Here is a 23988-nt window from a genome sequence, read left to right as displayed (position 1 = left end):
TCAGCCTGAGCGCGGTGGCAAGTGGCTTACGTGCTCGAAAGCAAGGCGAGCAGTTCGGCGTTCAACCGCTCGACATGCGTCAGCGGCAGGCCGTGCGGCGCGCCTTCATAGACGCTAAGCGTCGCTTGCGGCAGCAACGCCGCGGTTGCCCTCGCGGTCAGCGCGAGCGGCGCCGAGGCATCGCGGTCGCCGTGGATGATCCGCGTCGGAACGTTGATTTTCCGCACATCGGCCCGGAAGTCGGTCGTGAAATTCGCCTGCGCCAGCTGCGCCGCCGCGAGCAGCGAGGTCGACATCATCATCGCCTGTCCCCATGCCACCATCGCGGCCGAGGTTTCGGGGGTGAAGAAGGGCTTGGTGTTGGCGGCGATCCACGCCGGGAAGTCGTGCGCGAGCAGGTCGGCGCCCGCAGCGAGCGTGGCGGGATCGATGCCGCCGGGATTGTCGGCGCGCTTCATCAGGCAGGGCGTGATCGTGCCGACGAGCACGACGCGCGCGACGCCGCGGCCGCCGTGGCGCGCGAAATAGCGCGCGACCTCGGTGGCGCCCATCGAATGCGCGACGATGGTCACGCCGTCGAGCTTCAATCCGTCGATCACCGCCGCCAGATCGTCGGCGAGCGTGTCATGGTCATAGCCGCGCCCCGGGTCGGCCGAGCGGCCGTGCCCGCGCCGGTCATAGGCGATCGCGCGATAGCCTTTGCGCGCGAGCGCGAGCATCTGATAACCCCAGAAATCGGACGGCAAAGCCCACCCCGACAGGAACAATATGGGCCGGCCTGCACCCCAGTCGCGGACGAACAGCGACGTCCCGTCCTTGGCGGCGACGAAGCTCTCGGCGGGCCGTTTCGCATCCGGGGCTGCGGCAAGGGTGCGTGCCGGCGCCAAAAAGGTGCCCGCCGCGGCGATGCCTGCCAATGCCATGATCTCGCGTCTGTGCATCCGTCCCTCCTGTCGATGTGATGGAGCGACGATAGGGCGATGCCGACGGCTAAGCGATTACCTCAAGAGTAATCGAAATGGATACGGGCGACGGAAAGGATTCCTATCCGCCGAGCCAGCCCGCCACGTCGACCGCGACCTTGTTCGCGGCGCGGGTCAGCGCCTCGCCGACGGGCTTTGCCTCGACCTTGCCGCCGATCGCCTCGCGCGTCTCGAAGCGGCGCTGGGTGACGGTCTTGCCGCCCGCGGCGACGAGCATCGCCTGATAGGCGACGACCACTTCGTTCGTGCGCGCATCGACGCCGAATTCCATGAGCTGCCCCGCGAGCTGTTCGCCCGGCGCGGTCAGATATTGCCCCTCGTCGAGCACGACGCGCGAGGTGCGCGCGGCGACGGTTTCGGACACCAGCCGCTGAAACAGGCGCGACGGCGCCTCGACCCATTGCGCATCCTTCACATAGGAGACGCTCGCATCATCCTGTTGCACCGGGATGCGCGTCGTGCGCAGCTTTTGCGGTGCGGTCGGGATCAGGATGGTCAGCGTCGCCGCCTCGGCAGCGGTGCGCGCGGCGCCCGCCTGCGGCTCGGCCTCCGGGTCGAGCGTCAGCAGGAAGGGGGGCGTCTTGCCGCCCAGCCCGATGCAACCCGACAGCGTCGCGACCGCGACGGCGGCGATGAGCGGGGCGCGAAATCTACGCATCATGGGCATCCTCATTCCTTGTAATCGGGCAGCTTGCTGCCGCCGAGCAGCGCGCCGGCGCCCTGCTGGTCGAGTTTGTCGGTCAGGCTCGACAGCGAAGCGGAAGTGCGGCGCAGGTCGCGGATCAGCGCGTTGGTTTCGGGGATCGTCGTTTCGCTGAACGTCTTGAGGCCGGGCCGCGCATCGGCGATCGCACCCTCAAGCGTCTTCATCGATTCGTTCGCCGAGGCGAGCGTTTCGCGCAGGTTGCGCATCGCCGGGTCGACGTTGCGGTCGATCGTCCCCTGCGTCGCTGCGGCGAGATTGCCGATCTGCTCGGCCGCGAGGCCGGTCTGCTGGATCGCGATGCGAGTATCGGCGAGCGCCTTTTCGAGTGCTGGGCCGTTGCGCGCGAGGATTGCGGTCGACGCTTCGACATTTTTGAGGATGCCACGCATGCTCGCCTGGTTCTCGTCATCGACGAGTTCGGCGAGGCGCTCGCTGAGCGTCGACAGGCGCTGGAGTAGCTGCGGCGCGGTGTTGAGCAGTTCGCCGAGCCCGCCGACGCGCGTCGGGATCACCGGCTTGCCGGCGGGCCCCTTGTCGGTGATCGGCGGCGCGTCCTTGACCGCGCCGTCGAGCGAAATCTGCGACACGCCGGTAAAGCCGACGCCTTCGAGCGCGGCGGTCGTGCCCTGCAGCACCGGCACCCCTTCGTTCACCTCGATCCGCACGCGCACGAACTGCGGATCGTCGGGCCAGAGCGCGATTTCGCGCACCTGTCCCGACGGCACGCCGGAGAATTGCACCTGTGCGCCCTTGTTCAGTCCGTCGACCGACTGTTTGAAAAATATGTCATATTCACGCTTCGTGCCGCCGCTGTCGTTGGCGAGCCAGACGACGAACACCGCGAGCGCCGCGGTGAAAAGGAGGACGAAGGCGCCGACGAGGACATTGTTCGAGCGTGTTTCCATCAGCTGTTCCTATCGCGCGCGCGCGGTTTGGTTCCCGCCCGCAGCAGCACGGCCGCGCGGCCCATTGAAATAATCCTGTATCCACGGATGTTCGGTGGCAAGCAGTTCGGGGATCGTGCCCACCGCGATCACCTTCTTTTCCGCGAGCACCGCGACGCGGTCGCAAGTGGCGTAAAGCGTGTCGAGATCGTGCGTGATGAGAAAGACGGTGAGGCCCATCGTGTCGGCGAGTTCGCGGATCAGCTCGTCGAACTTGGCGGCGCCGATCGGGTCGAGGCCGGCGGTCGGCTCGTCGAGGAAGAGCAGCGCCGGGTCGAGCGCGAGCGCGCGGGCGAGCCCCGCGCGTTTGACCATCCCGCCCGACAGCTCGGCCGGATATTTGGGGCCGGCATCGGGCGGCAGGCCGACCATCTCGACCTTGTAGGCGGCGATTTCGTCGAGCAGATTCGCGTCGAGCCGCGGATAATATTCGCGTAGCGGGACCTGGATATTCTCGGCGACGCTGAGCGTCGAGAAGAGCGCACCGCCCTGGAACATCACGCCCCAGCGCCGCCGCAGGTCGCGCGATTCCTCCTCGTCGGCGATCGTGTCGAGCGTCTTGCCATAGACTTCGATCTCGCCCGCCGCCGGCGTCTGCAACCCGATGATCGAGCGCATCAGCACCGACTTGCCGGTGCCCGACCCGCCGACAACGCCGAGAATCTCGCCCGAACGCACGTCGAGATCGAGCCCGTCGTGGATCACCGCGTCGCCGAACTGGTTCTTCAGCCCGCGGATACAGATGGCGCGCTCGAACTTCTCGGGTCGCACGGCGTCGGCGGCCGCCAGTTCCTCGCGGATTTCGATGTCGGTCTCTTCGGCCATCAATTCCATCCCAGCGACGAGAAGAAGACGGCAAACATCGCGTCGAGGACGATGACGAGGAAGATCGCGGCGACAACGGCGGAGGTGGTGCGCTGCCCGACCTCTTCGGCATTCTGGCGCACCTGCATCCCTTCGTAACATCCGGTGACACCGATCAGGACGCCGAACACCGGCGCCTTGATCAGCATGATCCAGAAATCGGTCATCGGGATGATTTCGCGCAGGCGCTGGATATAGGTGAGCGGCGGAATGTCGAGCCCGACCCAGCAAAAGAGCCCGCCGCCCGCGATCGCGCAAAGGCTGGCGTAAAAGCCGAGCAAGGGCATGGTGATCGTTGACGCGGCTACGCGCGGCAGCACGATCGCCTCCATCGGCGAGACGCCGATGGTGCGCATCGCATCGACCTCTTCGGTCAGCTTCATCGTGCCGATCTGTGCGGCAAAGGCCGATCCCGACCGGCCGGCGACCATGATCGCGGTCATCAACAGGCCGAGTTCGCGGATCGAGGCGCGGCCGACGAGATTGATCGTGAACACCTCGAGCCCGAATTGTTCGAGCTGCACCGCGCCCTGCTGGGCGATGACGATGCCGATGAGGAAGCTCATCAGGCCGATGATCGGCAGCGCGTCGACGCCGACGGTCTGGAAGCGGGTGACGATGGCATTCCAGCGGAGGCGGCGGCGCGCGCGGATCTGCGTAACGAGCGCGACGATCATCGCGCCGAAAAAGCCGATGATGCCGAGCAATTCGTGCCAGATTGCGACGCTCGCGGTGCCGACCTGTTCGAGCATCCGCATCCACGCCGGGCGGCGGTCGCGGTGGACGCGATATTCGCTCTTGTCGCTGGCGAGCGCGTCGAGCAGGCGCTCGGCCTCGGCGCTCGCGCCGACGACCTGCGAACCATGTTCCTTGGCGGTGCGCGTCACGATCCACGCGCCGACCGTGTCGATCCGGTCGATCGCCGACAGGTCCAACGTCGCGATCGCGCCGAGCGCGTCGAGCCGCGCCGGGACGTCGCCCAGACGGGCGAGCGTCAGTCGGCCTGTGAAGCGGACTTCGGCGCCACTGGCACCATCGCTATGTTCGAAATCCGCTCTGGCCACCATCGTGCGGGCGACATTGTATTATTTGCCCGGTAACGGCAAGCGAATCCATGGTGTGTTCGCCAAGCCTTGGCGGTGCCGCGTCGCCCGATTAAGGAACGGGAATGGACGATCCGCTTGTCACCGCCATTCCCGATTATGCGCATCGCGTCGCCGTATACGACATGGACCGGACGATAACGCGTTCAGGGACTTACAGCGGGTTCCTCATCCATGTTGCACGGCGGCGGCAGCAATGGCGGCTCTTGCTCCTGCCGCTCGTCGGGCTGGCGGGTGCGGCCTGGTCGCTGCGGCTGATCGACCGGTCGCGGCTGAAGGCGATCAACCTGCGGCTGCTGGTGGGAAAGCGTTTTCGCCGCGCCGAGATCGCGCCGCTCGCCGAAAGCTATGCCGACAAGGTGGTGGCGAGGGGATTGCACCCCGCCGCGCTCGACCAGCTCGCGGCCGACCGCGAGGCGGGATACCGGCTGCTGCTCGCGACGGCGTCCTTCCACCTCTATGTCGATGCGATCGCGCGGCGGCTGGGGATCGACGACGTGCTCGCGACACGGCTCGACGAGCCTGACGGCGCCGACCATATTCACGCGCGGCTCGCCGGCGACAATTGCTATGGCGACGCCAAATTCGCGCGCATTTCCGACTGGCTCGCCGCGAACGACATCACGCGCGAGGCGGCGCATGTGCGCGCCTATTCGGATCATGTCTCGGACCATCCGATGCTGTATTTCGCCGACGAGGCGGTCGCCACGACGCCGTCGCGCGGGCTCAAGCAGCTCGCGCCGAAAATGGGCTGGCAGGTGGTCGACTGGCGCGCAAAGCGCGGTCGTTAAACCGCGTCGAGCGCCTGCGCGAAGTCGGCGATCAGGTCGTCGGCATCCTCGATCCCGATCGACACGCGCACCAGATTGTCGGTGATGCCGAGCGCCTTCTTGCGCTCGTCGGGGACCGACAGGTGCGTCATCGCCGCAGGGTGGCTCGCGAGCGTTTCGGTGCCGCCGAGGCTGACCGCGAGCTTGGCGATCTTGAGCGCGTCGAGGAAGCGGAAGCTTTCGGCCTCGCCGCCCTTGATGAAGAGCGAGAAAGTCGATCCCGCGCCGGTGCAATGGCGGTCGAAGATATCCTTCTGGCGCGGATCGGTAATGAAGCCCAGATAGCCGAGGCCCTCGACTTTTGGATGATCGCGAAGATAGGCACAGACCTTCAGCGCATTTTCGCCCGCGCGGCTCATCCTGAGTTCGAGCGTTTCGAGGCTGCGGAGCAACATCCAGGCGGTGTTGGGATCGCAGATCGTGCCGATCGTGTTGCGCATCGGGCGGATGATGTTGAGCAGCCGCTGGTCGCCCGACACCCCGCCCGCGACGAGATCCGAATGGCCGCCGGCATATTTGGTGAGGCTGTAGACGACGAGTTCGGCCCCTTGTTTCAGCGGCTTCTGCCACAGTGGGCCGAGGAAGGTGTTGTCGATCGCGATCGCGGGCTTCGCCTCGCCGGGGAAGGCAGCGTCTCGCGCGGCGCGGACCGCCTCGACATCGACGAGCGCGTTGGTCGGGTTCGCCGGGCTTTCGAGATAGACGAGCGCGACCTTGCCGCCCTTTTCGTCGGCGAGTGCCTGCGCGCGGGCGAGGATCGCGTCGATTTCGTCGCGCGTCGCGCCGGCGGGAAAGTCGACGAAGCTGACGCCGAAGCGCGACAGGATGCGCGCGATCAGCGTTTCGGTCGCGGCATAGAGCGGGCCCGAATGGACGATCACGTCATTCTGGCCGACGAGCGCGAGGAGCAGGGTGGCAATCGCCGACATGCCGCTCGAAAAGACGAGGCTGTCGTCGGCGCCGTCCCACACCGCGAGGCGGTCCTCGAGGATTTCCTGATTGGGGCCGTTGAAGCGCGAATAGACGAGGCCGTCGGCCGGCCCTTCGCGCTTGCCGGTGATATGCTCGAAGAAGCGTTTGCCCGCCGCGGCGCTTTCGAACGCGAAGGTCGAGGTCAGGAAGATCGGCGGCTTCAGCGACCCTTCGGACAGCATCGGATCATAGCCGAGCCCCATCATCAACGTTGCGGGGTTCAGCTCCTTGTCGCCGATCTTCTTGCTGTTCGTCTTGGGTTTGCCGCGCATGGCCATGGAATGCTCCTTGAATCTGGCAGCCCTTATAGCGCGCCAAGTTTCGTTTGAAACTATATTGCGCGGGTCATCCAATCATGGCGATGGCCCAGATCACCCCGATCAGCAGCGGAACGCCGATGATGTCGAGTGCAAGCCCAGCCTTCAATATGCGCGGCAGCGCGATATGGCCGGTCGCCCAGGCGAGCGCATTGGGGCCGGTGCCCGACGGCAGCATGAAGCCCCAGCTCGCCGCCATCGCGACCGGCAGCGCGAGCAGGATCGGATCCACGCCCGTCGCGGCGATCAGCGCCGCGAGCACGGGCATGATGCCGCTCGCGGTTGCGACATTGCTGGCAAATTCGGTGACAAGGATCGTTAGTGCGACGATTGCCGCCGCGAGCAGGATCGTCGGGACGCTGCCGAGCGGCGCGAGCACCGCGCCGAGCCAGGCGGCGAGGCCGCTCGCGGTGATCGCGGCGGCGAGCGCGAGCCCGCCGCCGAACATCATGATGACACCCCACGGCGCGCGGTCGGCCTCTTTCCAGAGCAGCAAGGGCCGGCCGGTGCCGTCGGGAAGGATGAAGAGCAGCAGGCTGCCCGCGACGGCGATCGTGCCGTCGGTGAGCGCGCCGTCGGGGAGCATCGGTTCGAGCCAGGGCTGCGCGATCCATGCGACGAGGACGAGAAGGAAGATCGGGACGACGCGGCGTTCGGCGGTCGACCAGATCGCCTGATTGCCGAGCGCGGTCGCCGCGGCGGTGCCGTCGAAGGGATGCTCGGCGAGCCGCTGGACGCGCGCCAGGGTCCACATCGCGATCGGGACCGACAGCAATACGATCGGCACGCCATAGATTGCCCAGTCGAGGAAGGAGATGCGCAGGTCGAGCGCCTTTTCGATCAGCCCCGCGGCGATCGCGTTGGTCGGGCTGCCGACGAGTGTGCCGAGCCCGCCGAGCGAGGCGGCAAAGGCGATACCCATCATCACCGCGCCAGCAAAGCCGTCGGTCTCGCCGTCTTGCACGCCGCCCGCGCGCACGACCGCGAGCGCGATCGGGATCATGATCAGCGTCGTCGAGGTGTTCGAGATGAACATGCTGAGCAGCGCAGTCGCCGCCATGAAGGCGAAGAGGAGGCCTGATGCCGTCGGCGAAGCGCGCTTGAGCAGCGCGAGCGCGAGGCGCCGGTGCAGCCCGACGCGCTCGATCGCGAGCGCGAGGAAGGCGCCGCCGAGGATCAGGAACAGGATCGGCGAATAATATTCCTTCGCGATGGCATTGGCGTCCATCACGCCGAAGGCGGGCACGGTGAGGAAGGGGAGGAGCGCGGTGACGGTGAGCGGCAGCGCCTCGGTCATCCACCAGATCGCCATCAGCACGGTCAGTGCCGCGACGCGCCAGGCGGTGATTTCCATTCCGGCGGGGGCCGGGAGCAGAAGCATGATGCCAAAGACGACGAGCCCGCCGATCAATCCCAGCCAGCGCGTGCGCGTCATCGACCCCTTATCCTCCCGCCAGTCCGATCACCGATAGCTGGCGGCCATAGGTGTTCTCCCCTTTATGGCACGCGCGGCGATAGCTGAAATAATCCTGGGCCTCGGCATAGGTGTCCTGCCCGCCGATGGCAATTCGCGTGACGCCCGCCGCGGCGAGCCGCGCCGCGACATAAGCGGCGATGTCGAACATCGCGTGGCCGGGCTTGCCGGCGGCGAAGAAGCGTTCGTTCGCGGGATCGTCGGCGATGAAACACTGCACGAAGCCATCGTCGACCTCGTAGGAGGCGCGGCCGATGCAGGGGCCGATCGCGGCGGCGATATGGGCGCGGTTGGCACCGAGGCTTTCCATCGCGTCCAGCGCCCTGTCGGTGACCCCGGCGAGCGCGCCTTTCCAGCCCGCGTGTGCCGCGCCGACGACGCCTGCTTCGCGGTCTGCGAGGAGCACGGGGACGCAGTCTGCGGTCAGGATGCCGAGCAGGATGCCGGGCGTGCGTGTCGCATAAGCGTCGGCTTCGGGCCGCGCGGCGAGGTCGCTGCTCGCATCGACGATCGCGCAGCGATTGCCGTGGACCTGATAGAGGCCGGTGAGCGTCGCATCGGGCAGCACGGCGTCGGCCACGCGCCGACGGTTCGCGGCGATCAGCGCCGGATCGTCGCCCGACCCGAGTCCGCAGTTGAGCGAGGCGAGATCACCGCTCGACACGCCGCCGCGGCGACCGAAGAAACCGTGCGCGATGCCGTCCAGCATGGGCGCGGCGACGAAGGGCGCGGTCACAGGTCAAGCCTGAAGATGCGGTCCTCGTCGACATGATTGCCGACGCGAAAGGCGTTGCGGCCGACGTCGACAAAGCCGTAGCGACGGTAAAAGGCCTGCGCGCGCGGATTTTCGGTGAAGACCGAAAGATAGAGGATCGACGCGCGCGCGCGCGCCCATTCGATGCCCCAGTCCATCAGCGCCACCGCGATGCCGGTGCCTTTCGCGGCTTCTCCGACATAGAGCTGGTGGAGTTCGGTCGCATCTTCGCCCGGCTGGCCTTCGGGGAGGTCGAAATCGATCGGGCCCATTTTGATGAAGCCGGCGATCGCGCCCGCGTCGTCATGGGCCAGGGCAATCGCCCAGCCGGGATCGGCGATCTGGTCGCGGATGCGTTCGGGTGGGTTCCAGCCCGCGAGGAAGGCCGCAAGGTCGGCGGGGTCGTAGATATGCCCGAAGGTGTGGGTGAAGGCCGTGCTCGCGAACAGCGTCAGCTCGCCGACGTCCTCGTCGCGGGCCAGGGTGATGGTCGTCATGCCGGTTCCTCGATCGCCCCGAAACCTTGGGGTCGCGGCCAGCCGGGGGCGGTGGCGGCCATGACCTTGAACAATTCGCCCATCGCTTGCGGCTCGACAAGCCGGTCGCGCTGCGCCCTCAGCTCGTCGGCGCGGCCGGGTGCCGCGCTCGCGAGCGCCCGCGACCGCGCGTCGATGCCCATCGCCTGCAGCCATGGGCCCTGGCCGACCGGGCCGGTCACCACGACTCCGCCGCGCCGCGCCGCGTGCGCGAGCGGCGTGAAATCGACATGGGTGGTGAGGTCCACTTCGCCGGGATCGGCGAAGGGATCGGCGAATCGATGCGCCTTCACCGCCTGCAACGTGTCGCCCGCGGCGGGGCCCTGATAGCCATAGTCGATCACCAGCATCGCGCCGCCGTGACGGGCGAGCCGAAAGGCGCAGCCCTGCATGATCGCCGCCGATGCCGGGGCGGTTTCGACGATGTCGCCTTCGCCATGGCCGCGCAGGGCCACCGGGACATGCTCGTCGGCGGGGGCGGCACCGGGCACCGCCGTCAACTTGCCATCCACGCGTTCGACCATGCGCTCGCGCCAGCCATCGGTGGTGCGGACATATTGATGCACCGGCAGCGCGTCGAAAAATTCGTTGGCGACGATGACGATCGCGTCTTCGCCCGGCAGGTCGGCGATGTCGTCGTGGTGCATCGCCGTGGGCAAGCGCGCCGACTGCGCGGCGCGCAGCGCCGGGCTCGTCTCGACGAGATGGACGCCTTGCGGCGTGCATCCGAAGCGGGCCATCGCGCGCAGCGCATCGGCGGCAAGCGTCCCGCGCCCCGGGCCGAGTTCGGCATAGCGGAACGCCGGGCTGCCCGCGCGCGACCACAGGTCGGCGATCCAGATGCCGACCATCTCGCCGAACATCTGGCTGATCTCGGGCGCGGTGGTGAAGTCTCCGGCGACGCCGAGCGGATCGCGCGTCGCATAATAATGCGCGTTCGCGGCCGCCATATAGTCGGCGATCGTCGTCGACCGCGCCGCCGCGATGTCGCTTATCAGCTGGTCGGGGCTGGGAGGGCCGTCACGCAACGGCATCGGGTCCGGCGACCGGTTCGACGCGCTGACGGCGCCCCTTCGCGGTCGCCACGAGCCAGAAACCGATCAGCAGCATCGGGATGGTGAGCGTCTGCCCCATCGTCAGCCCCCAAGACAAGGTGCCGAGTTGGACGTCGGGCTCGCGCACGAACTCGACCGCGAACCGGCTGAGGCCATAGATGATCGCTGCCATGCCGAACAGGAAACCCGGCTTGTAGCGCGCATCGGTGCGCCAGAAGAAAAAGGCGAGGACGGCCATCATCACGATCCCTTCGAGGCCGGCTTCGTAAAGCTGGCTCGGGTGGCGCGGGTCCATCGTCCCGCTGCCCGGAAAGATGATCGCCCACGGCACGGTCGTCGCGCGGCCCCACAATTCGCCGTTCACGAAGTTGGCGAGGCGGCCGAAGAGGAGGCCAAAGGGGACGACGCAGGCGATATAGTCGCAAAAGCGCAGGAAGCTGAGCTTTTCCTTCTTCGTCACATACCAGATCGCGACCAACACGCCGATCACCCCGCCGTGGAGCGACATGCCGCCGTCCCACAATTTGAAGATTTCGAGCGGCTTCTGGAGATAATTGCCGAGGTTGTAAAAGAGCACATAGCCGAGCCGGCCGCCGAGGATGATCCCGAGCATCGCATAGAAGATCATGTCGTCGGCGTGACGCCGCGCCATCGGCGCGCCGGGCTGCGCGATCAGCTTCAACAGATACCAGTAACCGACGAAAATGCCAGCGAGATAGGCGAGCGCATACCAGCGGATGGGAAGCCCGAAAACGCTGAACGCGATCTCGCTGTTCGGTCCCATCAGCTCGTCGAAGTTCACATATTGCGTTGCTTCGGCTAAGGTTGCAAAAAGAAACATATTGTCGCGCTGTCCTTCCCCAGGAGAGGCCTCCCCATAAGGGGTAAGGCGAGCGAGACCAAGAGGAGAGATAGAAGATGCCATCTGCGCTCGATTTGCGCCTGGAAGCCGCTTACAATCTGATCACCGGCCCGGGCGGGCCGATCCAGGTCGGGTCCGTCGAACGCTTTGGCCGCGAGCTGCCCGTCATCACCAATGCGCCGACGAATCTGGCCGACTATGTCGCCTTTTTTTGTGCGCAGCATGGCGACGCGACCTTTCTGGTCGAGGGCGACGAACGGCTGAGCTTCAAACAGGTCTATGCCGCCGCGCGCGAGGTCGCCGTGGCGCTCGTCGAAGGGCATGGCGTCGAGCGGGGCGACCGCGTCGGTATCGCGATGCGCAACGCCAATGCCTGGTGCGTCTCCTACCTCGGCGTGTTGATGGCGGGCGGCTGCGCGACGCTGCTCAACGGCTGGTGGCAGGGCGGCGAGCTCGCCGCGGGGATCGAGGATGCCGAAGCGAAGCTGGTCATCGCCGACGTCCAGCGCGCGGCGCGGCTCGCCGAGCCGGGCGTCAGCCATGGCGCCAAGGTCATCACGCTCGATCTTTCAAAGCCGATCGACGAAGCGATCGCCCCGCTCACGAGCGCGGGCGGTAGCGCCGGGACAGCCTTGCCCGCTCTCACCGGTGACGATCTTGCGACAATCCTCTTCACTTCGGGTTCGACCGGCCAGTCGAAAGGCGCCTATTCGCGCCATCATGCGGTGGTGCAGGCGATCTTCAACTATGTGACGCAAACCGCGAGCATCGTGCATCTGCTCACGCAGGACGGGCTGATGTCGGACATCCAGCCCGCGACGCTGATCTGCACCCCGCTGTTCCACGTCACCGCGGAAATTCCGGTGTTCCTCCAGAGCATCGCGATCGGGCGCAAGCTGGTCCTGATGCCCAAGTGGAATGCGGACGAGGCGATGCGGCTCATCCAGGACGAGAAGGTCAATTATTTCGTCGGCGTTCCGCTGATGAGCTATGAAATTCTCGTCAGCCCGAACCGCAAGAATTACGATTTGTCGACGTGCAAGAGCTACGCCGGCGGCGGCGCGCCGCGTCCGCCCGAACATGTGCGGCGCCTTGCGTCGGAGATGGGGGAAGCGAAGCCGTTGCTCGGTTACGGCCTGACCGAAACCAATGCGGTCGGCTGCGGCATCATCAACGAGAATTATGTCGACAAGCCGCTGTCGACAGGCCCCGCGTCGAAGCCGCTCGTCGATCTTGCGATCCTCGACGACAATGGCGAGCCGGTGGCGCAGGGCGGCGTCGGCGAGGTGTGCATCCGGTCGGTCTGCAATTTCGAGGGCTATTGGAACAATGAGACGGCGACGAAGGCGGCCTTTTTCGACAATGGTTATTTCCGTTCGGGCGACCTCGGCTATCTCGACGAGGACGGCTATCTGTTCATCGTTGATCGCAAGAAGGACATCATCATCCGCGGCGGCGAGAATATCAGCTGCCAGGAAGTCGAGGCGGCGATCTACGAACATCCGGAGGCGAATGAATGCGCGGTGTTCGGGCTTCCCGACGAGCGGCTCGGCGAATGCGTCGGCGCGGTGGTGTGGATGAAGCCGGGCAGCGTCGTGAGCGCCGACGATCTGGCCGCCTTCCTCGGCGCGCGCCTCGCGCCTTACAAGGTGCCGTGCAAGATCTGGATGTCGAACGACGCGCTGCCCAAGCTCGGCAGCGAAAAGATCGACAAGGTCAGCTTGCGCAACCATTATCGCGAGGAATATGCGGCGGAGGTCGTCGCGTAACCAATTGAAGGACAGGAGCGAACCGGGACCATGGCCGAGGCTGAAACTCCCGTCGCTCCCGAAAAGCCGGAGCCGGTGCGCGTCTATCGCCACCGGCTGCCGACGCGCATCTGGCATTGGGTCAATGCTGTCACGCTGCTCGTCCTGCTGATGAGCGGGCTGATGATCTTCAATGCGCATCCGCGCCTCTATTGGGGCGAATATGGCGCCAATTTCGATCGGGCGTGGCTGGTGATCGGCTCGACGACGGACACGGGCTATCTGCGGGTCGGCGACTGGAAGATCGACACGACCGGCGTGCTCGGCCGATGGACCGACGCGCAAGGGGCGACCAAGACCTGGGCCTTTCCGGGCTGGGCGACGATTCCGACGAACTACAGCCTCGCCGACGGGCGGCGCTGGCATCTGCTTTTCGCGTGGCTGCTGTCGGTCGGGCTCGCGCTCTATATGCTTTGGACGCTGTTCGGCGGACATTTGCGCAAGGATTTGCACGTCCGCCGCGCCGAATGGTCGCCGCGCCATATCTGGCACGATGTGAAGGAGCATGCGCGGCTGCGTTTTCCGAAGGGCGAAGCTGCGGCGCGCTACGGCATCCTGCAGAAGCTCAGCTATATCGGGGTCATCTTCGTCGCGCTGCCGCTGATGATCGCGACCGGGCTCACCATGTCGCCGGGCATGAACGCGGCCTGGCCGTGGCTGCTCGACATTTTCGGCGGGCGCCAGTCGGCGCGCTCGATCCACTTCATCGCCGCCTGGGCGCTCGTGGCCTTTTTTATCGTGCATATCGCGATGGTGCTGCTCGCCGGGCAGCTGAACGAGATTCGGTCGATGGTCACCGGCTGGTTCCGCCTGCCGCCGGAGAAGGACGGGCGCGCGTGAGCGACATCATCATCCCGCGCCGCCAGTTGATCGCCCGCGCCGGCGGGCTGGTCGTCGCGGCGGGGACGCTGCCGCTGCTCGCGGGCTGCGACGCGATCAACGACGCGCCCGCGGTGCGCAAGATCCTGTCGATGGGCGAGGAGATGAACCGCGCGAGCCAGCGCGCGCTGATCGACCGCGACGCGCTCGCGCGCGAATTCACCCGCGCCGACCTGTCGCCCTTTTTCCGGCCCAACGGCACGCGCCTCCCCGCCGGGGCGGATTATGCCGCGCATGCCGCGAACGGCTTCGTCGACTGGCGCGTCAAGGTCTCTGGCCTCGTCGCGCGCCCGCTGTCGCTGTCGATGGTCGACATTCGCGCGATGCCGCAGCGCACGCAGATCACGCGCCATGACTGCGTCGAGGGGTGGAGCGCGATCGGGCAATGGACCGGCGTTGAGCTCCGCCGGATTCTCGAAGCGGCGGGGGTGCGGGACAGCGCGCGCTATATCGTATTCCGCTGCGCCGACCGGATCGGCGACGCGCTCTATTATGAAAGCTGCGACATGATCGACGCGCGCCATCCGCAGACGATCCTCGCCTGGGCGCTCAATGACGCCGTGCTGCCGATCGCCAACGGCGCCCCGCTGCGCCTGCGCATCGAGCGCCAGCTGGGCTATAAGCACGCCAAATATATCAACGCGATCGAAGCGGTCGCGAGTCTCGACCAGATCGGCGCGGGCAAGGGCGGTTATTGGGAGGATCGCGTGGATTATGAATGGTATGCCGGAATTTGACCTCGGCCCCGTCGCGGTGCAAATATTCGGCGCATAACATATGTCGATTCTGCGTCCGTTTCTCTCCCGGATCATTCGCCAGGGGCGGCTTACCGTCGTCACGCCCGGTGGCGCGCGCGAGGAATATGGCCAGCCGGCCGATGGCTTTCCCAACGTCACGATCCGCTTCACCAGCCGCAAGGGAATGCGCCGCATCCTCCTCGACCCGCGCCTTGGTGCGGCCGAAGCGTTCATGGATGGCGAGATGGAACTGGTCGAGGGGGACATCATGGAATTCGTCGGCCTGATCCGCATGAACACGCCGTGGGATCGCGGCGCGAGGCTCCACCCCAAGAACTGGCTCGGCCGCCGCGCCGCATGGGCAAAGACGCGGATCGGATCGATCAACCGCCGGCGCCGGTCGCGTGCCAACGTCAAACATCATTACGACATCGGAAACGAGCTTTACCGCCTCTTCCTCGACAAGGACATGCAATATAGCTGCGCCTATTGGCCGCGGCCGGACATGACGCTGGAAGAAGCGCAGGCCGCGAAAAAGGCGCATATCGCGGCGAAGCTCGCGCTCGCGCCGGGGCAGCGGGTGCTCGACATCGGCTGCGGCTGGGGCGGGATGGCGATCACGCTCGCGAAGCTCGAGCAGGTCGAGGTGCTGGGGATCACCCTGTCGGAGGAGCAACTCGCGCTCGCCCGCCAGCGCGCCGAAGCGGCTGACGTCGCCGATCGTGTCAAATTCGAGTTGATCGACTATCGAGACCTCGCCGCGCGCGAGGCGGGGCGGTTCGATCGCATCGTATCGGTCGGCATGTTCGAGCATGTCGGTGCGCCCAATTTCGCAACCTTCTTTCGCGCCGCCGCCAATTTGATGACCGCCGACGGAGTGATGCTGCTCCACACGATCGGGCGTTTCGGAGGGCCGGGATCGACCGATGCCTTCACCCGCAAATATATCTTCCCCGGCGGCTATATCCCGGCATTGAGCGAGACGCTGGCGGCGAGCGAAAAGAGCCGGCTGATCGCGACCGACATCGAGACGCTACGGCTGCATTATGCGCTGACGCTTCGCCAATGGTATGCCCGGACGCTCGCGCACGAGGACGAGATCGTCGCCCTAATGGGGGACCGCTTCTTCCGCATGTGGACCTTCTACCTCGCCGGTGCGACCTCGGCGTTCGAGAGCGGCGGGATGGGCAATTATCAGATCCAGTTCGCGCGCAGCCGCCACGCGCTGCCGCTGACCCGCGATTATATGGGCGATGCGGAGCTAGGCTATGTCGGATAGCGCTCGTTCATGACGTCCCAGCTCAGCGTGACGAGCTGTTCGAGCACATCGAGATCCACATCGGCGAGCTTGTTGATGTAGAGGCAGGATTTGCCCGTCTTGTGCTTGCCGAGCCGGGCGAGCAGCGCGTCGGCCTCGGGCTGGCGATCGCAATAATGGCCCATCAGATAGAGCGTCATCGCGGCCTTGCGGGGTGAGAAACCGGCGCGGCACATCGTTCCCGACCGGCCGCTGTCATAGACATAGTCGTAGCTGCCATAGCCGATGATCGACGGACCCCACATCTTGGGCGGCTGGCCGGTGACGCGGCGGTGCATCGCATCGACGATGACGGCTTCCTCGCGGCGTCTGGCGTCGGGCACGGCGGCGATGAAATCGGCGACCGACACATCGGTCGCCTTGGTCTTGATTTCGGCTTTGGCCATGGCGTTTCTCCCGGGCGCCGACGATAGCCTGCGCGCGGCGGAGCGCCAAGCCGGTTGCGCGTTCGCCGGCTCCCTGCTAGCCGCGCCCGCGTCTTTCTCTCGCCAAAGGTGCATCATGTCCGAGTCCTTCAAGCGCGTCGTCCTCGCCTATTCGGGCGGCCTCGATACCAGCGTCATCCTGAAGTGGCTGCAGGTGACTTACGGCTGCGAGGTCGTGACCTTCACCGCCGACCTGGGGCAGGGCGAAGAGATCGAGCCCGCGCGCGCCAAGGCCGAGCTGATGGGCGTGAAGCCAGAGCATATCTATATCGATGACGTCCGCGAAGAATTCGTCCGTGATTTCGTCTTCCCGATGATGCGTGCCAATGCGCGCTACGAGGGCGATTACCTGCTCGGCACCTCTATCGCCCGACCGCTGATTTCGAAGCGTCTCATCGAAATCGCCAAGGAAACGGGTGCCGATGCGGTGGCGCACGGCGCGACGGGCAAGGGCAACGACCAGGTGCGGTTCGAACTCAGCGCCTATGCGCTCAACCCCGACATCAAGGTGATCGCGCCGTGGCGCGAATGGGACCTGACCAGCCGCACCGCGCTGATCGACTTCGCCGAAAAGAACCAGATTCCCGTGCCCAAGGACAAGCGCGGCGAAAGCCCCTTCTCGACCGACGCGAACCTCCTCCACACCTCGTCCGAGGGTAAGGTGCTCGAGGATCCGTGGGAAGAGACCCCGGACTATGTCTATTCGCGCACGGTCAATCCCGAGGATGCGCCCGACACGCCCGAATATATCACGATCGATTTCGAAAAGGGCGACGGCGTCGCGCTCAATGGGCAGGCGATGTCGCCCGCGACGCTGCTCGCGGCCTTGAACGACCTTGGCCGCAAGCATGGCATCGGCCGCCTCGACCTGGTCGAGAACCGCTTCGTCGGCATGAAGTCGCGCGGCATGTACGAGACACCGGGCGGCGAAATCTATGCGCGCGCGCATCGTGGCATCGAAAGCATCACGCTCGACCGCGGCGCGGCGCATCTCAAGGACGAGCTGATGCCGAAATATGCCGAGCTCATCTACAACGGCTTCTGGTTCGCGCCCGAGCGCGAGATGCTGCAGGCCGCGATCGACCACAGTCAGACGAACGTCACCGGCACCGTGCGGCTCAAGCTCTACAAGGGCAATGCGAGCGTCGTCGGCCGCAAGTCGCCGTTCAGCCTCTACAGCGAACGCCACGTGACCTTCGAGGACGATGCCGGCGCCTATGATCAGAAGGATGCGGCGGGCTTTATCAAGCTCAATGCCTTGCGCTTGAAATTGCTCGCGAAACAGGGTCAATAAAGCGGCCGGGCACCGACCCGGTTGCGACAGGAGCCTTGATCGATGTTCTCCCTTTTGCTGGCGGCGGCCAGCCTGACACCCGCGTTCAACGACGCCTCCTATGCCGACCTAGGGTATGTGGAGCGCGCCGCGGGCGAGTGCACCGCGAATTTCGGCGGCGGCTCGATCGAGATCCGCCAGGCCTTCAACGATGCCGATCGCACGATGATCAATGTCGCGGTGGTGGCCGGCAAGCCGACGCGCACGCTTCCCGTCGGCACCCAGCTGTGGGCGAAGGCGAGCTATGGCCCCGCGTGGCGTGCGGTGGTGATCGAATCGACGCCGGAGCGGTTGGGTTTCGTGGCGCATAATCGCTTCGTCGGCGACCTGTTCACCGAGGATTCGCTGTCGATCGCGCTCCACGAGAGGCTCGATGCGGGCGCGATCGGCGATGCCGTGCTCGTCGATGTGGGATCGGACGTTTCGGGCTTTCGCGAAAAGCTCGCTTCGGTGTTCGACTGCGCCGACGCTCTCGGCATCTGATCCCGTAAAGGCGCCCGATTTTCGGGTAGCGCCGCGCCGCGAAGGACGGCACTATTGCCGCCATGCGGTTCTTCGATTTTTCGTCGTGGCAAAGCATCGGGGCGACGCTGGTCGGACTCGCGCTCGTCACGCTGATCGGCGTCGGTATCCGGCTCATGGTGATGATGACGATCCAGCAGCGCCGCGAACGGATGAACCGCCAGATCAACGAGCGGCTGCGCACGTTGATGGCGGCGTATAAGACGCTCGGCGGTTCCTTTACCGGAAATCTGATGGTCGATCCGCGCCACCTGCGCGATATCAAACGCCAGGCGAGCGAGGCGAAGGGGGAGCCCGCGATCGACCTGTCCGATGAGCCCGCGACCGAAGAGAGTGGGCCCGGCGAATCGGACCGACCGCGCCGTATTCGCGACGCGGTCGAAGGCGCGTTGTCCGATATCATCCTGCTCGGCACCGAAGCGCAGGTCCGCCTCGCGAGCCGCGCGGCGCAGGAACTGGCCGAAGGACGGCCGGTGCATGTCCACGACCTTGTCGTCGAACTGCGCGATTTCATCCGCAAGGCGCTCGATCTCGATCCGGTTCCCGCCGATGTCACCATTCCGGTCCAGGGACCGACGCGGCCGGCGAGCAGCGGGGGAAAGGGCGGCGGTCGCGGCGGCGAGGCGCGCGGCGGCGGAGGGGGGCGTGGCGGCGGCGGGGGAGGCGGCATGGGCATGGGAATGGCCGGCGGTCTTGGCGTGGCGGGTGGAGCCAGCCTTTCGCGCGGATCGGCGTCCGAAGATCCGGCGGAGCCGTCCGGAGAAGCGCAGCAGAAATGAAGGCTTAGCAAGCGGCTCGCGCCGCGCTAAGGCGCGGGGCATGACTGCGACCCGATTTTTTTCCGACAATGCCGCGACCGTCCATCCGGCGGTGATGGAGGCGATGGCTGCCGCCAATCAGGTCGATACGGCCTATGATGGCGACGCGCTCAGCCAGTCGCTCGACGCGGCTTTTTCCGAGCTGTTCGAAACCGAGTGCGAGGTCGTCTGGATCCCCACCGGCACCGCCGCGAACAGCATCATCCTCGCGCATTTCGTGCGGCCGTGGCAGGGCATTCTTTGCTACGAAGAGGCGCATATCGAGGTCGACGAATGCGGCGCGCCCACCTTTTATTCGGGGGGCGCGAAGCTGATGACGCTGCCGGGGCGCGGGGCCAAGATCGACGCCGCGGCGCTGAAGGCGCGGATCGCGGGAATCCGGCAGGATGTGCATCAGGTCCAGCCCGCGGCGGTCAGCATCACCAACGCGACCGAATATGGCCTCGCGTGGCGCGCCGAAGAGATCGGCGAGATCAGCGAGATCGCGAAGGGCAAGGGGCTGAAGCTGCACATGGACGGCGCGCGCTTCGCCAACGCCGTCGCCTTTCTGGGCTGCGCTCCCGCCGATGTTACGTGGCGCGTCGGGGTCGATGCGCTGTCCTTCGGCTTCACCAAGAATGGCGCGATGATGGCCGAGGCGATCGTCTTTTTCGGCGGCAGCGGCGGTGCCGGGGTGCGCGAGCTCAAAAAGCGCGGCGGCCATCTGCTCAGCAAGGGGCGCTTCGTCGCGGCACAGATTCGCGCGATGCTGAAGGACGATCTGTGGCTCGCCAACGCGCGCGCCGCCAATGCCGGCGCGGCGAAGCTCGCGGCGGCGTGCGGCGGCCGGCTGATGTATCCGGTCGAGGCGAACGAATTGTTCGTCCGGCTGAGTGCGGAAGAGGCGACGAAGCTGCGCGGCGCCGGGTTCGACTTCTACGACTGGGGCGAAGGCGCCGCGCGCCTCGTCGTCAGTTGGGATCAGGATGCCGAGGCCGTGGCGCCGCTGGCGGCGGCGATCGGCGCGCTATGAGCTGCGAGCCATGAGCAGCGAGCAGCCGACGCTGCTCAGCCCGCGCGTCCTGCTTCCCTTCGCGCTGGTCACCCTGATCTGGGGGTCGACCTGGATCGTCATCAAGGGGCAACTCGGCGTCGTGCCGCCGAGCTGGTCGGTGACCTATCGTTTCGCGGTCGCGGCGATCGCGATGTTCCTGTTTGCCGCGATGCGGCGCGAGCGGATGTGGATCGAGCCGCGCGCGATGGTCTTTGCGGCGGTGCTCGGGATCGCGCAGTTCGCGCTCAATTTCAACTTCGTCTACCGCGCCGAGCAGCATATCACCTCGGGGCTCGTCGCGGTGCTGTTCGCGCTGCTGATCGTGCCCAATACCTTGCTCGGGCGGGCCTTTCTGAAGACGCCGCTCGAAGGACGCTTCCTCGCCGGGGCGGGCATCGCGATCGTCGGCGTCGGGATGATGATCCTGCACGAGTATCGCGCCGCGGCGGTGGGGGCGGGCGAGGTCCTGCTCGGAACCGCGCTGACGCTCGCGGGCGTGATGAGCGCGTCGACCGCGAATGTCATGCAGGGGACGGGCATCGCGCGCGCGCAGTCGATGGTCGTGATGATCGCCTGGGCGATGGCATTCGGCGCGCTCGCCGACGGAAGCTACGCGTGGATCACCACCGGCCCGCCGGTGATCGAGCCCACCCCCGTCTATCTGGGCGGCGTGCTTTATCTCGGCATCATCGCGAGCGCGGTGACCTTTCCGCTTTATTTCAACGTCATTCGTGCGGTCGGGCCGGGGCAGGCGGCCTGGTCGAGCGTGCTGATCCCGATCATCGCCATGGGCTTTTCGACCGCGTTCGAGGGCTATCGCTGGGCGACGCTGTCGGTCGCGGGCGGCGTCGTCGCGCTTGTCGGGCTGGTGATCGCGGTCGCCAAGCGGCCCGAGCGGCCCTCGGTCAGCGGCAATATGGTGTCGGTGCCGGTCGACGCGCAGGAGTAGCATTGCCGCCTGTGTCCTATGTCGCTAAGACGGTGCCATGAAATCCGTAATCGCTGGAATCGCTTTTCTTTCCGCCGCCGTTTCGGTCACCCCCGCATCGGCTCAAACGCCTTGCCAGCCCGCCACCTATGCCGCCCCCGACGGCGATTTCGTCGTGCTGGCGAAGTCGCCCGCGGTTGCGGCGCCCGCGCTGCGCTATCAGTTTCGCGACGGGCGGCGCGGCGCGACATCCGATGCGGACGTGCCGCTGGCTTGCGGTGCCGCCGACGTCAGCGTGGATGGCGAAGTTTGGAAGCCGATCGCCTTTCGCGAGACGCCCGCGAGCTTCGACAGCGTGGGCACGAAGATGAACGGCATGCTCATCGAGCCGTCGGGCCAGAATGCGCAGCGCCCGCTCGTGGTGATGGTGCACGGGTCCGAACGTTCGTCGCCGATCGGCGGCATCTATGGCTATGCGATGGCGGCGCAGGGAATTTCGGTGTTCGTATACGACAAGCGCGGCACCGGCGGATCGGAGGGCGAATATACGCAGAATTTCGAATTGCTCGCCGCCGATGCCGCGAAGGCGCTCGACACCGCGCGCGGGATGACGGCGGGCCGCCACGGCCGCGCGGGTTTCTTCGGTGGTAGCCAGGGCGGCTGGGTCGCCCCGCTCGCCGCGACGCGAACCAAGGCCGATTTCGTCGCGGTCGGCTTCGGCCTCGTCGCCTCGCCGATCGAGGAGGACCGCGAGCAGATGGTGTCCGAGGTGCGCGCGGAGGGACTGGGTAAGGACGCCGAGGCACTGGTCAACCGGCTGTCGGCGGCGACGTCGAAGCTGGTGCTGACGAACTTCACGCAGGGCTATGAAGTGCTCGATGCGGTGCGGCGCGAGATGGCCGCTCAGCCTTGGGCAGCGGCGATCAACGGCGAATATAGCGGCGCGATCGCGCGCATGACGAACGACGAATTGAAACGCCTCGGGCGCGCGCGTTTCGACAATGTCGAGCTGATCTGGGACTATGACGCGGTCGCGGCGCTCCGGAAGCTCGATACGCCCTTGCTGTGGGTGCTCGCGGGAGAGGACCGCGAGGCGCCGATCGAAACGACCCGCGCCGCGCTGCTAAAGCTGGCGGAGGCGGGCAAGCCGTTCGACGTCTACCTCTTCCCCGATACCGACCACGGCATGTTCGAGTTCACGACCGCCGCCGACGGCTCGCGCAGCATAACGCGCATCACCGACGGCTATCTCAAATTGCTCGGCGATTGGATCAAGGGCGATACGCACGGCGCCTATGGCCGCGTGGAACGACTTACCCCGCGCTGATCCGTTCGATGTCGGCGCCGACGGCCTGAAGCTTTTCCTCGAGCCGCTCGTAACCGCGATCGAGGTGATAGACGCGGTTGACCTCGGTCTGCCCCTCGGCGGCGAGGCCGGCGATGATCAGGCTCATCGACGCGCGCAGGTCGGTCGCCATCACCGGCGCGCCGACCAGATGCTCGACCCCGCGGACGATCGCGGTGCGGCCCTTGACCTGGATGTCGCAGCCCATGCGCGCCAGTTCGGGGACGTGCATATAGCGGTTTTCGAAGATCGTCTCGGTGAACAGCGATGCGCCCTTGCCCAGCGTCGCCATCGCCATGAACTGCGCCTGCATGTCGGTCGCGAAACCCGGATAGGGCGCGGTCGACAGCGTGACGGGTTCGGCGCGGCCCGACATGGCGACGCGGATGCCGGCCTTGGTCTCCTCGACCGTCGCGCCCGCTTCGCGCAGCGCCGCGAGCGTCGCGTCCATTTCGGACGCCTTGGCGCCGACGAGCTCGACATCGCCCTCGGTAATCACGGCGGCGCAGGCATAGCTTCCCGCTTCGATGCGGTCGGCCATGACGCGATAGGTCGCGCCGTGCAGGCGGTCGACGCCCTCGATCGTCAGCGTTTCGGTGCCGATGCCGTCGATATGCGCGCCCATCGCGACGAGGCAATTGCACAGGTCGACGATCTCGGGCTCGCGCGCCGCATTTTCGAGCACGCAGGTGCCCTTGGCGAGTACCGCCGCCATGACGGCATTTTCGGTCGCGCCGACCGACACGACGGGGAAGGTGAACTTGCCGCCGGGAAGGCGCCCGCCGCCGGGCGCGCTCGCCTTCACATAGCCCGAGGCGAGCTCGATCTCTGCGCCGAAGGCTTCGAGGGCTTTCAGATGGAGGTCGATCGGACGGTTGCCGATCGCGCAGCCGCCGGGGAGCGACACCGTCGCTTCGCCCGCGCGCGCGAGCAACGGGCCGAGCACGAGGATCGACGCGCGCATCTTGCGCACGATGTCATAGGGCGCGACGGTCGAGGTCAGCGTTGTCGTGCGCGCGGTCATCACGCGGCCGAAATCCTCGGGCCGCGATCCCTCGATCGTCGTCGAGCAGCCGAGCTGGTTCAAGAGGTGGCCGAAGCCGTCGACGTCGGCGAGCCGCGGCAGATTCCTGAGCGTCAGTGGCTCATCGGTGAGCAGCGCGCAGGGCAGCAGGGTGAGCGCCGCATTCTTGGCACCGGAGATGGGGATACGGCCCTTGAGTCGCTGGCCGCCGCGAATGACGATCTGATCCATCGGCTGTCTTTAGCGCATGCGCGGGGCCGCGCAAGCGGACTGGCCATGCCGGCGATGGCGGCCGGCGGAGCGCGCCGCGATGATGGTTAAGTTGCCGTATGGGCGAATGGCTTTCGTCGTGGCTTTCCCGGTGAAAATATGAAACTATTCGTGCCCATATCGGGCCTCGACAATCGCAGTGTTTACG

Annotated in this window: 24 protein-coding genes; 11 read left to right on the top strand and 13 right to left on the bottom strand. The window is 66.3% G+C overall.

The window, feature by feature from the left end; genetic code table 11:
- Positions 1 to 26 precede the first annotated feature (26 nt).
- The 5 genes from VFG17_RS05960 to VFG17_RS05940 form a co-directional block, all read right to left on the bottom strand.
- Positions 27 to 941, bottom strand: a complete 915-nt coding sequence (locus VFG17_RS05960; protein WP_325028545.1) for an alpha/beta hydrolase — start codon at positions 939 to 941, stop codon at positions 27 to 29.
- Between the two features lie 103 nt (positions 942 to 1044).
- Positions 1045 to 1641 carry an ABC-type transport auxiliary lipoprotein family protein gene (locus VFG17_RS05955; RefSeq protein ID WP_325028544.1) on the bottom strand — a complete coding sequence of 199 codons (597 nt, stop codon included), beginning with the start codon at positions 1639 to 1641 and terminating at the stop codon, positions 1045 to 1047.
- An 11-nt stretch (positions 1642 to 1652) separates the two neighbouring features.
- A complete protein-coding gene (locus VFG17_RS05950) occupies positions 1653 to 2594 on the bottom strand; it encodes an MlaD family protein (protein ID WP_325028543.1) in 942 nt (313 codons plus the stop codon).
- 9 nt (positions 2595 to 2603) lie between these two features.
- Positions 2604 to 3458 carry an ABC transporter ATP-binding protein gene (locus VFG17_RS05945; RefSeq protein WP_210727539.1) on the bottom strand — a complete coding sequence of 285 codons (855 nt, stop codon included), beginning with the start codon at positions 3456 to 3458 and terminating at the stop codon, positions 2604 to 2606.
- Complete coding sequence (locus VFG17_RS05940; protein ID WP_325028542.1) at positions 3458 to 4564, bottom strand: ABC transporter permease; 1107 nt, start codon at positions 4562 to 4564, stop codon at positions 3458 to 3460. Before VFG17_RS05940 ends, VFG17_RS05945 begins: the two co-directional genes overlap by 1 nt.
- 101 nt (positions 4565 to 4665) lie before the next feature.
- On the opposite strand from VFG17_RS05940, the gene VFG17_RS05935 reads away from it, so the two are divergent.
- The gene (locus tag VFG17_RS05935) at positions 4666 to 5391 is read left to right on the top strand and encodes an HAD-IB family hydrolase (RefSeq protein WP_325028541.1); all 726 of its coding nucleotides are present in this window, start codon (positions 4666 to 4668) and stop codon (positions 5389 to 5391) included.
- Here the strand turns inward: VFG17_RS05935 and VFG17_RS05930 are convergent.
- The 6 genes from VFG17_RS05930 to lgt all read right to left on the bottom strand — a co-directional run bounded on the left by VFG17_RS05930 (position 5388) and on the right by lgt (position 11379).
- Positions 5388 to 6680 carry a cystathionine gamma-synthase family protein gene (locus VFG17_RS05930; protein ID WP_325028540.1) on the bottom strand — a complete coding sequence of 431 codons (1293 nt, stop codon included), beginning with the start codon at positions 6678 to 6680 and terminating at the stop codon, positions 5388 to 5390. The two genes, VFG17_RS05935 and VFG17_RS05930, sit on opposite strands and share 4 nt — an antisense overlap.
- Positions 6681 to 6747: 67 nt before the next feature.
- The gene (locus VFG17_RS05925) at positions 6748 to 8154 is read right to left on the bottom strand and encodes a DASS family sodium-coupled anion symporter (RefSeq protein ID WP_325028539.1); all 1407 of its coding nucleotides are present in this window, start codon (positions 8152 to 8154) and stop codon (positions 6748 to 6750) included.
- 7 nt (positions 8155 to 8161) lie between these two features.
- Complete coding sequence (pgeF, locus tag VFG17_RS05920; protein WP_325028538.1) at positions 8162 to 8929, bottom strand: peptidoglycan editing factor PgeF; 768 nt, start codon at positions 8927 to 8929, stop codon at positions 8162 to 8164.
- On the bottom strand, positions 8926 to 9444 hold the full coding sequence (locus tag VFG17_RS05915; RefSeq protein ID WP_037555513.1) for a GNAT family N-acetyltransferase: 519 nt from the start codon (positions 9442 to 9444) through the stop codon (positions 8926 to 8928). The genes pgeF and VFG17_RS05915 overlap by 4 nt, the downstream gene beginning before the upstream one ends.
- Positions 9441 to 10517 carry a class I SAM-dependent methyltransferase gene (locus VFG17_RS05910; protein WP_325028537.1) on the bottom strand — a complete coding sequence of 359 codons (1077 nt, stop codon included), beginning with the start codon at positions 10515 to 10517 and terminating at the stop codon, positions 9441 to 9443. Before VFG17_RS05910 ends, VFG17_RS05915 begins: the two co-directional genes overlap by 4 nt.
- Positions 10504 to 11379 (bottom strand): prolipoprotein diacylglyceryl transferase, encoded by an 876-nt coding sequence (lgt, locus tag VFG17_RS05905; RefSeq protein ID WP_414712933.1) that lies wholly within the window; start codon positions 11377 to 11379, stop codon positions 10504 to 10506. The genes VFG17_RS05910 and lgt overlap by 14 nt, the downstream gene beginning before the upstream one ends.
- A 77-nt stretch (positions 11380 to 11456) precedes the next feature.
- Between lgt and VFG17_RS05900 the strand changes: the two genes are divergently transcribed.
- The 4 genes from VFG17_RS05900 to VFG17_RS05885 are packed head-to-tail and all read left to right on the top strand — an operon-like array spanning position 11457 to position 16103.
- Complete coding sequence (locus VFG17_RS05900) at positions 11457 to 13169, top strand: class I adenylate-forming enzyme family protein (protein WP_325028536.1); 1713 nt, start codon at positions 11457 to 11459, stop codon at positions 13167 to 13169.
- Positions 13170 to 13199: 30 nt separating this feature from the next.
- Positions 13200 to 14048 (top strand): cytochrome b/b6 domain-containing protein, encoded by an 849-nt coding sequence (locus VFG17_RS05895; RefSeq protein WP_325028535.1) that lies wholly within the window; start codon positions 13200 to 13202, stop codon positions 14046 to 14048.
- Complete coding sequence (locus tag VFG17_RS05890) at positions 14045 to 14824, top strand: molybdopterin-dependent oxidoreductase (RefSeq protein WP_325028534.1); 780 nt, start codon at positions 14045 to 14047, stop codon at positions 14822 to 14824. The genes VFG17_RS05895 and VFG17_RS05890 overlap by 4 nt, the downstream gene beginning before the upstream one ends.
- Positions 14825 to 14864: 40 nt before the next feature.
- Positions 14865 to 16103: a cyclopropane-fatty-acyl-phospholipid synthase family protein gene (locus tag VFG17_RS05885; RefSeq protein ID WP_325028533.1), complete on the top strand. Its 1239-nt coding sequence runs from the start codon at positions 14865 to 14867 to the stop codon at positions 16101 to 16103.
- On the opposite strand, the gene VFG17_RS05880 is transcribed toward VFG17_RS05885, so the two are convergent.
- Positions 16091 to 16528, bottom strand: a complete 438-nt coding sequence (locus tag VFG17_RS05880; RefSeq protein WP_325028532.1) for a DUF1801 domain-containing protein — start codon at positions 16526 to 16528, stop codon at positions 16091 to 16093. The genes VFG17_RS05885 and VFG17_RS05880 overlap by 13 nt on opposite strands.
- A gap of 115 nt (positions 16529 to 16643) precedes the next feature.
- Here VFG17_RS05880 and VFG17_RS05875 point away from each other — a divergent pair, with 115 nt between their 5' ends.
- The 6 genes from VFG17_RS05875 (at position 16644) to VFG17_RS05850 (ending at position 22528) form a co-directional block, all read left to right on the top strand.
- The gene (locus VFG17_RS05875; protein WP_325028531.1) at positions 16644 to 17861 is read left to right on the top strand and encodes an argininosuccinate synthase; all 1218 of its coding nucleotides are present in this window, start codon (positions 16644 to 16646) and stop codon (positions 17859 to 17861) included.
- 42 nt (positions 17862 to 17903) lie between these two features.
- On the top strand, positions 17904 to 18383 hold the full coding sequence (locus VFG17_RS05870; protein WP_325028530.1) for a hypothetical protein: 480 nt from the start codon (positions 17904 to 17906) through the stop codon (positions 18381 to 18383).
- Between the two features lie 62 nt (positions 18384 to 18445).
- On the top strand, positions 18446 to 19201 hold the full coding sequence (locus VFG17_RS05865) for a hypothetical protein (protein WP_325028529.1): 756 nt from the start codon (positions 18446 to 18448) through the stop codon (positions 19199 to 19201).
- Between the two features lie 40 nt (positions 19202 to 19241).
- Positions 19242 to 20252, top strand: a complete 1011-nt coding sequence (locus tag VFG17_RS05860) for a threonine aldolase family protein (protein ID WP_325028528.1) — start codon at positions 19242 to 19244, stop codon at positions 20250 to 20252.
- 10 nt (positions 20253 to 20262) lie between these two features.
- On the top strand, positions 20263 to 21222 hold the full coding sequence (locus VFG17_RS05855; protein ID WP_325028527.1) for a DMT family transporter: 960 nt from the start codon (positions 20263 to 20265) through the stop codon (positions 21220 to 21222).
- A gap of 37 nt (positions 21223 to 21259) precedes the next feature.
- Positions 21260 to 22528 carry an alpha/beta hydrolase gene (locus tag VFG17_RS05850; RefSeq protein WP_325028526.1) on the top strand — a complete coding sequence of 423 codons (1269 nt, stop codon included), beginning with the start codon at positions 21260 to 21262 and terminating at the stop codon, positions 22526 to 22528.
- Here the strand turns inward: VFG17_RS05850 and murA are convergent.
- Positions 22515 to 23801: a UDP-N-acetylglucosamine 1-carboxyvinyltransferase gene (gene murA / locus VFG17_RS05845; RefSeq protein ID WP_325028525.1), complete on the bottom strand. Its 1287-nt coding sequence runs from the start codon at positions 23799 to 23801 to the stop codon at positions 22515 to 22517. The two genes, VFG17_RS05850 and murA, sit on opposite strands and share 14 nt — an antisense overlap.
- Positions 23802 to 23988 lie beyond the last annotated feature (187 nt).

Origin of the sequence: Sphingopyxis sp. (assembly GCF_035686825.1) — a bacterium.
Lineage (GTDB): Bacteria > Pseudomonadota > Alphaproteobacteria > Sphingomonadales > Sphingomonadaceae > Sphingopyxis.
Note: the sequence above shows the minus strand (reverse complement) of the source record. Positions and strands in the feature narration are given on the sequence as shown.